We start from the raw sequence: 13,111 nt of genomic DNA on the forward strand, positions 1-13,111 counted from the left end.
GGATTTTTTTTTGTCTTACAATAGTAATGTCTCAAAAAGCAAATAAAATCCGTGGAGGATAGATATGGCACACGTTGTGTTAAGAAACGTGTCCAAGGTTTACGAAGGGAACGTAGTAGCCGTTCAGGACGTAAACCTGGAAATTAACGACAAGGAGTTTGTCGTGTTGGTTGGCCCTTCGGGGTGCGGGAAATCCACGACGCTGCGAATGATCGCAGGGCTCGAGGAGATTACCAAAGGTGAAATCCTGATCGATGGCGTGGTTGTGAATAACAAACCACCCAAAGATCGTGATATCGCCATGGTGTTCCAGAACTACGCTCTCTACCCCCATATGACGGTAGCAGAGAACATGGCTTTTGGTCTCAAACTCAGGCATTTCCCACCTGAAGAGATCAAAAAGCGTGTCAATGAGGCTGCTCAGATTCTTGGCCTCACAGAGTATCTCAACCGAAAACCCAAAGCCCTCTCCGGTGGTCAGCGTCAGCGTGTGGCTATTGGCCGTGCCATTGTGCGCAAACCAAAGGTATACCTTTTCGATGAACCTCTCTCCAACCTTGATGCGAAACTGCGTGTCCAAATGCGTGCAGAACTCATCAAGATTCATGCTCGCATGAAAACGACGTCTATTTATGTGACCCACGACCAGATTGAGGCTATGACGATGGGCGACAAGATTGTGGTGATGAATAATAAGCTTGTTCAGCAGATTGGCACTCCTCTTGAGGTGTACAACAATCCTGTGAACAAATTTGTCGCTGGTTTTATTGGAAGTCCGCCCATGAACTTCCTTGATTGTACCGTCAAGGATTCTAATGGGGCTCTCTGGCTTGACTTCAATGAATTCCAGCTCAAGATTCCTTCTCAGTTTGTAGACAAAGCTCGTCCCTATGTTGGCCGAGAGGTAACCTTCGGAATCCGCCCAGAAGATATTTATGATCGCAGCATGTACCAGGGTTCGATTGATTCCAATACAACCCTTGCTAATGTAGAAATTGTGGAACGTCTCGGAGCTGAGGAATTTGTCTACTTTGCTACCAATGGTGGATACTCCTTTATTGCGAAGTATGATCCTCAGGTGAATGTTCACATGGGAGATACCAATCGTGAGGTAATCTTTGACCTCAATCGTTCCCATCTCTTTGACAAAGAAACGGAGATGGCAATCTACTAAACACCAAAAGCATTCAAAAGCCTGCCCTTTTGGGCAGGCTTTTTTGTTTTGGAAGATTTAGGAGAAGATTTTGCTATTTCCTTATTTCAGCTAAAAGCCCCCTTTTGCTGAAACATGGGAATAGCCAAAGTGCAAACTCGGTGCGTGTCCAGAGAAAAAGCGGTAGGTTTTGCTGAAACAAAGTCATAGCCAAAGCCGGTAATAAACCTTTTCCCCTTCTTTTTATCTTCCTCATCCCTTCCAAGCTCCCTTTTCGTTGTGCAAAGAATAAATTATCGAGCCACTTGCACGAATGTGCAAAGGGCTTTTATCTTCAATCATCACGAGACCCTTGCACGGGTGCTTTCTTGTCCTATCTGGGTCATGGGCTATGCCCCTGAAACCCCGATTTTTCCGTTCACGAGGGCTTATTTATCTTTTTTTGTTCAAAGGAATAGTTTTATTTATTACGTTAAGGAACATTTTTATACTATTTTTTGTTTTTTACTACTTTTTTGAGACCTTTGCACATTTGTGCAAAGGTCTCATCACTCTTTTTCCTTTTTGCAAACGAATATCCAGACGAGAAGCAGACTTCGAAGACTTTTTAGGATAAGAAGTTGGAACACCTCAGGAAAAATCCCAGTCGTCGGTACGCCTTTCCTACAGGACGATGGATTCCTGAATGAGCGTCTTGTAAGGAAGCAGAAGATCTTCCCTATTTATCATCGACAAAAGCTTTTTCATTCGAAGGTCAGAGTCCTGATACAATGAAAAAAGACAAAACTCATCAATGTAGCGCTGAGGGTGTTTTCGACAGCCATGGTGATAAAGGTTTTCAAGTCGGTTAACAAGTTGCTGAAAGATATCAGAAAAAGCTTCAGGGACCTCAAGAATCGCCGCGGTATTTTTACAGGAGAAGAGTGTCTTAAGACTATCGCACGAGATATTCTCTACAAGGTGAATGTGAAAATGGGTGGGAGAGGACGCATTATCACATTCGATAACCTGAAAGGGCCGTTTCTTTTCCCTCTGGACTTTTTTGATGCCAGGGAGAAGAAAAAATTTCCGAAGAAGGTGGCGAAGGTGGTGTTTTTGCCTTGCCGAAAGGGCTCGCATCAGGTTGCGGACCTTGTGGAGAAGTAGCCAGGCGGCTTTGTAGCTTACCCCAAGATGTTTGGCAAGCCCAACGCCGTTAACGTTTCCTTCACAGATAATAGCCATAGCGCAGAGCCAGGTTTTGAGAGAAAGATGGCTTTTGCGCATAATGGAAATGCTTTTGATGGAAAACTGGTAACGGCAATGCCTGCACTGGTAGAGAGGACGACTGGAGAGTCGGTAGGCGGAATTTTCACATCGGGGACAGCGGATTTTTCCGTGCCAGAAGAGATCTTCAAAAAATTGGATAGTCTCTTCTTCGCTGTAGGTGAAAACATCTTTTGTCATAGGAGCCTCCTGTTTTTTTCTTTGTATATATTATCGAAAAAATATTGTCAAGGTTGTCCAGAAGTGGTTAGAAAGTTGTTATGTGGAAAATTTTTTTTGTGCTATTACCATGTTTCAGCTAAAAGAAGGGGGTTTGCTGAAATAAGGTGATAGCCGAAGGAACAGTGGTACTATCCTAGTTGACCCCAAAGCATATGATTTTGCTGAAATAGGGTAATAGCCAAAGGCTAAAACCTCACCTCTTCTTCCCCTTGTCTCATGAGTTCTGCTGAAACAAGGTAATAGCCAAGGGTTTTACCATCCCCTTTTCCTCTCAAAAATATACCCCAAAAGTATTCCCCAAATCACTCATTTTCTCAAGAAAGAGCTAAACTAAGACAAAGCCATACACATATCTCATTACTTCATTGCAAAAAAGAGGCTTTTGGCTGTATAATATACTTCCTTTACGAGCTATACGAGGAGGTTATCATGGTAATTCGGCCTTTTGCGGCACTTCGGCCACCTGCGAATATGGTAGCAGAGGTTCAATCCCCCCCTTATGATGTGATGTCAAGAGAAGAGGCCATTCATATGATTCAAGGCAAAGAAAAGAGCTTTCTTCGAATTACGAGACCAGACGCTCTTTTTCCAGAATGGGATGAACATGATGAAAGGCTGTATGAAGAAGCGAGAAAAATGATAGAGCAATTTCGGGAGAAAGGGTGGCTTTTTCGGGAAAAAAAACCCTGTCTGTATTTTCTCTGGCAAAAATGGCAGGAAAGAGAACAAACCGCTGTCTATGCCGCTGTTCGCTGTGAGGATTATGAGAAAGGGGATATTCGACGACATGAACTAACAAGAAAAGACAAAGAAGAAGATAGAACAAAACACATTGCCATTACCAAAGTGGGAACGGGACCCGTTTTCTTAACCTTTCGCGATATGGGGGCATGGGAAAGTTTGAAAGCCACCATTATGGCCTATCCCCCAGAATATCATTTTACCGACGCGCAGAATGTAGAACATAAACTCTGGGTCATCGAAAGTGAGGAAATGATTCATACCATTCAGGAATATTTTGAAGACGTGGAAAGGTTTTATATTGCTGATGGACATCACCGGGCAGCCTCCGCCTATAACGTATGGAAGCGTTATGGAGAAAAGGGAGAAGGATATGCGTATTTTATGGCCGCTCTTTTCCCTTCTCATGAGTTAGCTATTTTGCCCTATCACCGATTGGTGCTTGATCTCAATGGAATGACCGCCGATCGTTTCTTAGAAAGATTAGCGGAACGCTTTGCCCTGGATGTAAGTAGCTCCCTTGATTCTCCACGCAAGGGAGTGATTGGCATGTATCTTGATGGTCAGATATATCACATCACAATTCCTTCAAGGATTATTCCTTCTGATCCCATAGAATCTTTAGATGTCAGTCTTCTTCAGAAAATGATTCTTCAACCCATGTTAGGCATTGAAGATCCCAGAACCTCAAAACGGATCCAGTTTGTAGGAGGCATCCGGGGAACAAAAAGCCTGATAGAAGCTGTGGACAAAGGAGAAGCCGCGGTGGCATTTGCCCTCTATCCTGTGAGTCTCTCAGAATTGTTAGCTGTAGCAGACGAAAATAAAATCATGCCTCCTAAATCTACCTGGTTTGAACCAAAACTCAAGGATGGTGTGCTTGCCTATCCCCTTGAGGAGGCGTTTCTTTAACACATAAAGAGACCTTTGCACGAATGGGCAAAGGTCTCAAGAAAGTAATAAAAAAACAAAAAATAGTATAAAAATATTCCTTAATCTATAATAAGCAATCCTATTGTTGTGGATAAAAAAGACAAATAAGCCCTTGTAAATGGAAAAAGCGGGGTTTCAGGGGCGTAGCCCCTGACCCAAACAGGGGAAGAAAAAACCGTGTAAGGGTCTCTTTTTGCTTTATTTTTGTTTATTCCCTATCCGATAATGAAAAACAAAGGAGGTCCTATGGTAGTGCGTTTCTGGGGGGTTCGTGGCTCCAGCCCTTTGACAGACAGGGATAAATTAGAAGTGGGCGGCAACACCTCCTGTGTGGAAGTAAGCATTGACGAGGAGAAAAAAATTATCCTTGATGCGGGCACAGGAATCCGGATGCTGGGAAAAAATCTTGTGCAGGAATTTCAAAAGACAGGCAAAGCCCCCAAACTGTATATTTTTTTCAGTCATACCCATTGGGATCATATTCAGGGTTTCATTTTTTTTGCTCCTATCTATATCCCTGCTTTTGAGATGCATCTCTTTGGTCCAGGGCGGGCAAATAGACATTTTGCAGACGTATTCTCCGGTCAGATGCAGTATGATTACTGGCCGGTAAAAATCTCACATCTTCCAGCCAAGATGGCGTTTTATGATCTCTCAGAAGGGGGATACCAACTTGAGGGCATAAAGGTCCAGGCAAAAAGACATATTCATCCTGGTATTGCCTACACCTATCGTATTGAATATGGTGGCAAAACTCTTGTGTACGCTACCGATACAGAACACTTCAAGGGATCTTTAGACGAAAGAGTCGTCCAGGTGGCAAGGGAAGCCAATCTCCTGATTCATGATGCTCAATATACCGACGAAGAGATTGAGGCAAAATTGGGATGGGGACACAGCACATGGGGACAGGCTATTCAGGTAGCCCAACAAGCCGGGGTAGAAAAATTAGCTCTTTTTCATCATGACCCAGATAGAACAGATGAAGCCTGCTTTGCTATTGAAAAAGAGGCTCAGAGAATTTTTCCTCCGACGTTTCTTGCCAGAGAAGGGATAAGTGTCGTACTTTGAGTACCTTGAAAAAAAGGCACACCTTTGAAGGTGTGCCTTTTTTGGAGCCGATGGGATTCGAACCCACGACCTTTTGAATGCCATTCAAACGCGCTCCCAACTGCGCCACGGCCCCAGATGAGAGTATATTATACCATATTTTTTTGCCTTTTGCAAGTTTTAGAAACGGAGTCGGTAGGCAACAACGGAAGCCCGATTTTCGCTAAGAGTAATCACCATCTCTTTGAGGGCCACTGTCATCCTGTTCTGATAGGTGGTATAGATACGACTTATCACCACGTACACAGGATTTCCGGCCGGAATATTCCACTTGTTGGGCGAAGGAGCAGAAAACCTTTTTATAGCAAGAATTTCCCGTGTAGAATCAGAGGAGAAGACCTTGTGGTTCTGAGCTGTCGCAAGAACAATATCCCAGAGAGGTTTTTCTTCGGGGGGAATCCAGAGATCATTAGCATAGTTCCACTGCGGAATTTTTCTTTCCGGATCAAGGATAACCTCCTTCGATGTCTCGTTTAAGGCTATTGTCCGCGAACCATTCCAGAGGAGATTGGTGAGAGTGCCATTTATTTTGGCTGGAATATCGATTTCTGTGAAATTTCGATACGCATAAGGAAACTTGACAGAGAGGTCAGGGGTAAAAGATGGAGTGGGAAGAAGTTTTTCAATAGCCCATTGAATAACCGTATTTTCTTTTTCATTGGTTCCTTCAAAGAGCGGAGAAAAATCCCAGGCTTGATTGGTAGAATTGGCAAGAAGTTTTTTGACGGCTTCATGAAAACGTTTCTCCGGTACGGTAAAAAATCCAAATTGGAGAAGTACATAATTTTTCTCCATCGAATTGATGTCCACCACAAGCCTCTCCGCAGAAGGGAAACCCGTTTTGAGAACGTTTTGATAATAGCTATCTGAAGGAACAGGAAGACGAACGGCTTCGTCTGTTTGAAGGCTTCCATCATCAGCCAGTAGTCGCTTGTAATAATCACTCAAGGTCTGTCTCCACGAAGAGTTGACAAGAGAGAAAAAGTACAACGAGACAATCGCATTTTTGAAGGCTTCGGGAGTGGTATTCCCAACAATGACCACCATTTGATTGCTGTTGGTAAATACCATTCCCTGCCAGGCAGGAAGAGTGACAAAATCAATAGTATTCACCTGAAGAGGAAAAAGAATACTTTCCATGGTTCGAAGCATGGCAAAAAGGGTCGACACTTCCGTCTGCAGTTTCATATGAGAAAACACCGTGATTTTTTTCTGACTGTACGAATCATCAACTATGCTATAACGACCATAAATGAGGCGAGGTTTCATAGAAGGGTCAAGCGTATAGCCATCACTTCTTCTTCGTTCATAAGGAAAGATAAGAAAACGGTAACCTTGCGGAGACAAAGTATTTATAGACACAAACCCCTTTTCAGAACATACTGGAAGCCATTCTTCAAGAAAGAACTCTTCTGCGCTTGTGGGAATACTGTAGGATATCTGAACCGTTTTGCCTATCTCGGAGAGTTTTGAAAAGGTCAGAACATTGCCATTCTGGTAAACGGAAATGGGCTGCTGGTTCGTACCAACAATGAGTTGAATGCGTGCTCTCTGGGGTAGGGTTATAGTAACGCTCTCTCCGTCTAAACGATACTGGATACTTACCTTGAGTTCTCTATTCGGGGCGGAGAGTTCGGCTTTGGCTTCATAGGCAAAGGCAAACACTGCCAAAGTAGACAAAAGAAGAAAAATTTTGTTTATTCTTCTCATCAATGGCCTCCTGTGACTAGGAAAATCTTTTTTCCTCGTTTTTTCTATCGGTAGAAAATAAAAAAAGTTAAAAAGAGAGAAAAAAGAAAGGGGATGGGGAGGGGCTATTACGATGTTTCAGCAAAACAGCTGAAATAAGGGAATAACCCTAAAGCCTTTCACCCTATCTTCTCTCCCCCTCGCCCATACGACAAAACAATCCGTTTTCTTCTGCCTCTTTTTTCTTGAAAGTCTCAATTTTTCAAGACATTACTGCCGATACATATAGGCAAAGCGCACAAGGAGGGACCTACGTGGAGTGGCTGAACGTGAGTCTTTTCATCTGGATTGGGGTAGCGCTTTTTCTTGTGGGACTCGGGGTGTTTTTTCTCATCCGTTTTCTGACAAGGGATACCGCCCTTACAGGCATAGAAAAAGCTCTTCAGGGAAAACATTACAAAAAAGCCCTTTCATTAGCTCAAAAGTATGCCGTTCAGCATCCCGATAACTATATTTTGAAATACTATATGGCTCAGGCCTATGAGGGATTAGGGGACTACGCCAAGGCGGTAGAATATTATGAAAAGGCCTCGGTGGCCGCTTCTATGAGTGGAACATCAGAGGATACCATTGCGATGCAGATGTATCTCAAGATTGCTGAACTCTATAACAAAATCAAGCGAAAAAAAGAAGCCCTTGGCTATTATGTGATGGTTTTAGACAAAAACCCCAATAATAGCAAAGCCCTTTATTCCGCAGCCGAGATTCTCTATGATACCAAAAACTACCGCAAGGCCAGAGAGTATTTGGAGATACTCGTCAAAATGAAAGGAGACCATTTTCGCGGCCGTTTCCTTTTAGCCAAGGTGTACCTTCAATCAAGTATGGTTTCTGAAGCTCTCTCTCAACTTGAGGCTATTACCAAAAACTACAAGGTTTCCCAGGACACCTTTATCCAGAGTGTGCGATTTCTCCAGGCTGAGTGTTATAGCCGACTGAAGAATTATCAAAAAGCCATTGATACCTACAGACTTCTTCTTGATGTTCCTGACTATTTTGAAGAAGCCTTGGTCAAAATGGTCGACAATTATGTGAAATTCAATCGCCTCAAGGAAGCCGAAGACCTTGTTTCCCGCTATAGTAATAGGCTTTCAAAAATCCATTTAGCCGATGCTCTGTATATCATCGCGGCTCAGTATTTTAAATCAGATGAGATTTATCAGGCACTCAGGTTGTGGGAACGGATTTACAAAACCATTCCGGCCTACAAGGACGTCAAAAATCTTCTGGACACCTACCAGATTCTCATCAAATACCCCCAACTGGAAACGTATTTCAGTAAAAAAGAGGCCATGCTTGAAGCCTATCTCCAGCGAGTAATAAAGGCCCGTTTTGTAAAACAAACAGTAAAAGAAGAAGCCTACTGGGTCATGGACACAGGGGATACAATTCACGTTTTTTTTCGCAAGCCTTTACCGATAACAGAGAAAGATATAGTAGATATAGAGGGTACCGTGGAAAGACAATTTCCTGCGAGTTCCTCGTATACCCTTTATTCCATTTTTGGTCTTCATTCTACAATTTCTCCCTCAAAATATCAAAAAATGCTTTATGTAGAACCTACTAAATTTCTCAGGATGATAGAAGAGGCATAAGATGCCACAGATAGAGAGAGTAGAACTCTTCACCAAGTTTTTGTACCCGGGTATGATTCTCAAAGGAGACCTCTATTCCATGAAGGGGGAAAAACTTCTTGATGCCAGGATACCTTTGACACGAGAATTTATTGCTTCTCTTCTTGCCCGTGGTATTCAAAAGGTGTATTATGACAGACCTCTTCCCGAATTGGGAGAAGAAGCACAAGGATCTTCCCCTGAAGGAGAACCAAAGAGAGGAATGATAGATGACTCCCTGATGAAAGAAGCGATAGATGTTTCCAAAGAAATAGAAGAAGCCATCAAGAAAAAATCTCTTCTCCCCAAAGAAGCGGTGAATAAAGTCGTCGATGGCTTTGTTGAAAGTATCCAATCCTCTCAAACAGCCCTTCTGAATCTTTTAGATGCCAAAAACTTTGATGAAACTACCTATACTCACATGATCAATGTCTCCCTCCTTTCTGTTTTGTTTGGGAAAAAACTCAATTACAATGAGACTGGACTGAAGGTCTTAGGACTAGCTGGTCTTTTGCATGATATCGGAAAAACTCTGATCTCTCCAGAAATCTTAAACAAAACCATACCTCTCACAGAAGCCGAAGCAGACATTCTTCGAAAACATCCCATTTATGGCTATGAACTTTTGAAACGATACTCAGACTATGGGGGAATTGTCCAGAAGATCGTCCTCCTTCACCACGAAAAGGTATCAGGAAAGGGCTATCCCTTTGGACTTCGAGGAGAACAAATGGGAGAGGCCGCTCAGATAGTCAGCATCTGCGATCTTTTTGATTCCATCACCTCTGATCATCCCTATAGGCCTGCTCGTCCTTTCTGGGCAGCTTTGATAGAGATATATCAGCAGAGTGGGATAAGCTTTGCTCCCAGGCTTGCCAAGTCGTTTATTACGGATATTCCATCCTATCTTGCCACCGAACCCATCTTTCCCGTGGGGTCTTTTGTTGTTCTCAGTACGGGTGAGGTGGCTGAAGTGATAGATTTTGACAATCCGCATACTATTTTCCCCACAGTGATGATCTATATCAGTGGTAACCGTGAGATTATGCGCTATCCCATCCAGGTCAATTTAGCCCTTGACGATACAAGAAGTATACGAAGCCTTATTACCCATGAGGCTTCTATTCAGAAGCTCCAAGAGATCAAACAGAAATTTGCCGAAAGTAGACAACGGTCAGAGGAATCGAAATTTTCTCTCTACGCTATGAAAGAGGGTGGCACGGGGGAAAAATCAAAAACAACTCCTCCCCTCCCGGAAAAAGAAACAAAAACGCAGGAAACAGCCGTACCAGATGTGGTTCAGGAAGACGAAAGCATCTTGAAATAGGAAAGACAAGAGGGTATTGGCTCACAAAAAGCGGATGTTTTGATGAGGCTATTTCCTTATTTCAGCAAAAAGCGGTTTTGCTGAAATAAGGAAATAGCCAATTCTCTCTATTTCTCTTTTCCAACTTGCGGGAAAACACAATCTCCCCTCTCATAACGCAAAACCCTCAAAAAAACTCAAGACCTCCACGGCTTTCAGAAGGTAAGCACAACTCCCCGCAAAGGAGAAAGAGTTATTGCTTTTTCCCCGGAATATTTTTCCTCAGGATGAGTGGCAAAGAGTACACGAAGAGGCTTTTCAAAGGCAAACGTCGCTTTTTCTGCAGAAAAGTTGATCAAGAAAAAGAGCGTGTTACCTTTATGAGAGGCACCCCATCCTATGCCACTTCCTTCAACAGGATCAATACGAAAGAGATGAGGAGGCTTTAGTTTTCCTATCCAGGCATGGTTTTTACGAAAAGCGATAAGTGAACGATAAAAGTCGTACAAAGGCCGGTTGATATCCTTGAGTTCCCAATTTATCCAGTTTGTTGGATTGTCTTTCTCATATCCGTCGCCATCGATGGTCCAGGGTTTTGCTTTGTGTTTTGGCCAGTGCTGATGATGGTTGATCCACTCTCCCTGAGGACTCTTGTGCCAGTGAACATTCCCAAGAAGAGAAAAACTTCCATCGGGGGGATAAACGATTCGCATGCGTCCCAATTCTTGCCCCTCATGGATCATAATCACTCCCGGAGAACAAAAAAGAACAAAGGCGGCAAGCTTCGCCTGGTCAAATTGGTGGGGAGTAAGCACAGAAGAAGAAAGAATTTCCTCAGGTTTGTACTCAGTCGTAAAGGTAGCGTTTCCATTTCCTATTCGCAAAAAATCGGTAAAGGTATGGTTATCATGAGATTCTATATAATTCACACTCAACTCCGGTCTATGAAAAATCTCTGGATAACACTGGATAGCATGCCAGACTTCATCTGGAGAGACTTTGCCAAAAACAAGTCCATAAGAGGGGTGTTCCGTCGCATGCGTTCCTCCACGAACAAGGTTTCGGAAACGATCATTCCAGGCACTGATGCCAAGGGAAGCAAAACCGTTTCGTCCAGGAAGAAGACAATAGTCTCCTCCGTCCCGTGTCCCTCCTCTTCCCCCATGCCAGGGTTCAGCCGTGAGAAAGATATCTGGTTTGATTTTTCGAAGCTTGCGGGCAAGAAGAGTGTAGGTCTTCCAGTCTATCACCGTTCCTAAATCAAAACGAAAACCATCGATATGGTATTCTTTGACCCAGTGGATGAGGCTATCCACAATGAGCCGCCTTGCCATGGGACGATCACTACGAAAATCATTTCCACATCCCGTTCGGCTTTCGTCATGTCCATGAGATGTCCAGAAGTAGTATCGCCTATCAATCAATCGGAGGGCATTCAGATCATAAAGAGAGACGTGGTTGTACACCACATCCATGATAACCGCTATTCCCGCCTCATGAAGGGTATCCACCATGGCCTTCATCCCTCTCACCTGATGACCATCAAGCCCATTCCAGCTGTGAGGTGAGAGGTTTCCACTCGCATAATAATTCTCCGGGGCAAAAAAAGATGGTAACGTTTTTTTCAGGAGACCTGCAGTGGGAAGATGAGGAAAAGCAAAAAAAGTTCCTCCCTGGCCGATAATAGGACACAAGGAGGAACCCATGCGTAAAGAATTCACCTTCACTTTGACTATCGACTACCCTGACACAAAACTTGAGACGTTAGTGGTGGTTTTTCTCCAGGCCATCAAAGGAGTGTTTGAGTCATTTGTTCATCAGATTTCTGTAGAAGTGGCAGAAAAAGAAATAAAAGAAGGTCGTATCACCTGTACATGCGGAGAAAAACATCACTTCATATGGAAAACAAAGCATGGAAAAAACACTGTTTTTGTTCTGATGCCCTTTGGAAAGATCACTCTTCCTCAGCTCCAAATTCAATGCAAAAAGTGTGGAAGAAAACTTTTTCTCACAAGATCTCTTCTTGGTGTAGAAAAGCGAAAAAGGCAAATCCTGAAAGATATCTACAGAGTGGCTTTAGCCGGGGCTCTTACCACCTATCGAGTGGCCGCTCGTATTCTTTCCTTCACAGGGTATAAAATAGGTCTTAGCACCCTCTGGAAAAACCTTCAAAATATTGGGAGAAAGATACATTTCAGTATCTCAGAAAAAGAAAAACCCTGTGGAGAAGCCGATGGGACGGGTATTCCTGTTCAGGGCAAGAAAAAAGGAGAAGAAGCTAAAATTCTTTTGCAGGAGAGGCAACAAGCCTCCCCATTGACAGGAAAAAATACAAGAATAGCAGGCCTTCTTGTGGATAATTACCATGCAGGTTGGGACAAACTTCTTAAGCCCATTCAAGAAAAACACTCTTTTTCTCGGTTTTTTCTTGTTGTCGATGGAGATACAGGGATTAACCAGGGCAAACATCCCGGTATCGTTTTTCAACGATGTTTGTGGCATGTAAGTTATCAATTGAAGTATTTTCTTCGTCTTGATAGAGTGAGATATCGTTCTTCTGAGTGGACAAATATTGTCGCTGAAACAGGGAAAGCCTGTTTCTTGGGTTACAAAAATGACTGGCAAACAAGACTTGGTTATCAAAGCGAGCGCAGACAGCATATTCAGAATCTTCTTGACTTATTTCACGAAAAAGGGCGCAAACATTGTTTTTATTATCTTCTTCGTGCTCAAAAAGACATGTTCGCCTGTGACAGTGAAGATGGTTTGCCAAGAACAACCTCAAGGGCAGAACGGCTGATGCGAACCATAAACCAGAGAATGGATGTGGGGGTATGGAAAAGAGAAGGGGCAACCAATGTTCTTGCTGTGCGTTTGCATTACTACTATAATCGTGATGAGGCTATCGATGGTGTCTACTGGCAGGATGTGATATAAAACATAGGGATGGTACGTACTTATTGCCCTGTTTTATGGCCTAAAAAGGGTACTTTCCCCAGAAAAAACTTGTTTATCTAA

Annotated in this window: 9 protein-coding genes and 1 tRNA gene; 6 read left to right on the forward strand and 4 right to left on the reverse strand. The window is 43.2% G+C overall.

The window, feature by feature from the left end:
* Window positions 1-64: 64 nt before the first annotated feature.
* A complete protein-coding gene (locus BREVNS_RS04730) occupies window positions 65-1,174 on the forward strand; it encodes an ABC transporter ATP-binding protein (protein ID WP_483427901.1) in 1,110 nt (369 codons plus the stop codon).
* 642 nt (window positions 1,175-1,816) lie between these two features.
* Here BREVNS_RS04730 and BREVNS_RS04735 read toward each other — a convergent pair.
* Entirely contained in the window at window positions 1,817-2,599 is a 783-nt protein-coding gene (locus BREVNS_RS04735; protein ID WP_483427902.1) for a transposase, read from the reverse strand.
* A 471-nt stretch (window positions 2,600-3,070) separates the two neighbouring features.
* Between BREVNS_RS04735 and BREVNS_RS04740 the strand changes: the two genes are divergently transcribed.
* Window positions 3,071-4,294, forward strand: a complete 1,224-nt coding sequence (locus BREVNS_RS04740) for a DUF1015 domain-containing protein (protein ID WP_483427903.1) — start codon at window positions 3,071-3,073, stop codon at window positions 4,292-4,294.
* Between the two features lie 267 nt (window positions 4,295-4,561).
* The gene (locus BREVNS_RS04745) at window positions 4,562-5,386 is read left to right on the forward strand and encodes an MBL fold metallo-hydrolase (protein WP_483427904.1); all 825 of its coding nucleotides are present in this window, start codon (window positions 4,562-4,564) and stop codon (window positions 5,384-5,386) included.
* Window positions 5,387-5,428: 42 nt separating this feature from the next.
* Here BREVNS_RS04745 and BREVNS_RS04750 read toward each other — a convergent pair.
* Window positions 5,429-5,501, reverse strand: a tRNA-Ala gene (locus BREVNS_RS04750).
* 44 nt (window positions 5,502-5,545) lie between these two features.
* Window positions 5,546-7,135, reverse strand: coding sequence for a hypothetical protein (locus tag BREVNS_RS04755; protein WP_483427905.1), 1,590 nt, complete (start codon window positions 7,133-7,135; stop codon window positions 5,546-5,548).
* A 293-nt stretch (window positions 7,136-7,428) separates the two neighbouring features.
* Here BREVNS_RS04755 and BREVNS_RS04760 point away from each other — a divergent pair, with 293 nt between their 5' ends.
* Together BREVNS_RS04760 and BREVNS_RS04765 are read left to right on the forward strand one after the other, a co-directional pair.
* The gene (locus BREVNS_RS04760; protein ID WP_483427906.1) at window positions 7,429-8,769 is read left to right on the forward strand and encodes a tetratricopeptide repeat protein; all 1,341 of its coding nucleotides are present in this window, start codon (window positions 7,429-7,431) and stop codon (window positions 8,767-8,769) included.
* A 1-nt stretch (window position 8,770) separates the two neighbouring features.
* Window positions 8,771-10,114, forward strand: a complete 1,344-nt coding sequence (locus BREVNS_RS04765) for an HD-GYP domain-containing protein (RefSeq protein ID WP_483427907.1) — start codon at window positions 8,771-8,773, stop codon at window positions 10,112-10,114.
* Between the two features lie 194 nt (window positions 10,115-10,308).
* On the opposite strand, the gene BREVNS_RS04770 is transcribed toward BREVNS_RS04765, so the two are convergent.
* Window positions 10,309-11,799, reverse strand: a complete 1,491-nt coding sequence (locus BREVNS_RS04770) for a hypothetical protein (protein WP_483427908.1) — start codon at window positions 11,797-11,799, stop codon at window positions 10,309-10,311.
* On the opposite strand from BREVNS_RS04770, the gene BREVNS_RS04775 reads away from it, so the two are divergent.
* Window positions 11,798-13,030 (forward strand): hypothetical protein, encoded by a 1,233-nt coding sequence (locus tag BREVNS_RS04775; RefSeq protein ID WP_483426599.1) that lies wholly within the window; start codon window positions 11,798-11,800, stop codon window positions 13,028-13,030. The genes BREVNS_RS04770 and BREVNS_RS04775 overlap by 2 nt on opposite strands.
* Window positions 13,031-13,111: the final 81 nt, after the last annotated feature.

It is taken from the genome of Longinema margulisiae (genome assembly GCF_025266855.1).
GTDB lineage: Bacteria > Spirochaetota > Brevinematia > Brevinematales > Thermospiraceae > Thermospira.

Bases quoted from the DNA above. Each gene is read 5' to 3' on its own strand.
- BREVNS_RS04775 (WP_483426599.1), top strand. From the start codon at position 11,798: ATGCGTAAAGAATTCACCTTCACTTTGACTATCGACTACCCTGACACA.
- BREVNS_RS04745 (WP_483427904.1), top strand. From the start codon at position 4,562: ATGGTAGTGCGTTTCTGGGGGGTTCGTGGCTCCAGCCCTTTGACAGAC.
- BREVNS_RS04735 (WP_483427902.1), bottom strand. From the start codon at position 2,599: ATGACAAAAGATGTTTTCACCTACAGCGAAGAAGAGACTATCCAATTT.
- BREVNS_RS04740 (WP_483427903.1), top strand. From the start codon at position 3,071: ATGGTAATTCGGCCTTTTGCGGCACTTCGGCCACCTGCGAATATGGTA.
- BREVNS_RS04730 (WP_483427901.1), top strand. From the start codon at position 65: ATGGCACACGTTGTGTTAAGAAACGTGTCCAAGGTTTACGAAGGGAAC.
- BREVNS_RS04770 (WP_483427908.1), bottom strand. From the start codon at position 11,799: ATGGGTTCCTCCTTGTGTCCTATTATCGGCCAGGGAGGAACTTTTTTT.
- BREVNS_RS04765 (WP_483427907.1), top strand. From the start codon at position 8,771: ATGCCACAGATAGAGAGAGTAGAACTCTTCACCAAGTTTTTGTACCCG.
- BREVNS_RS04755 (WP_483427905.1), bottom strand. From the start codon at position 7,135: ATGAGAAGAATAAACAAAATTTTTCTTCTTTTGTCTACTTTGGCAGTG.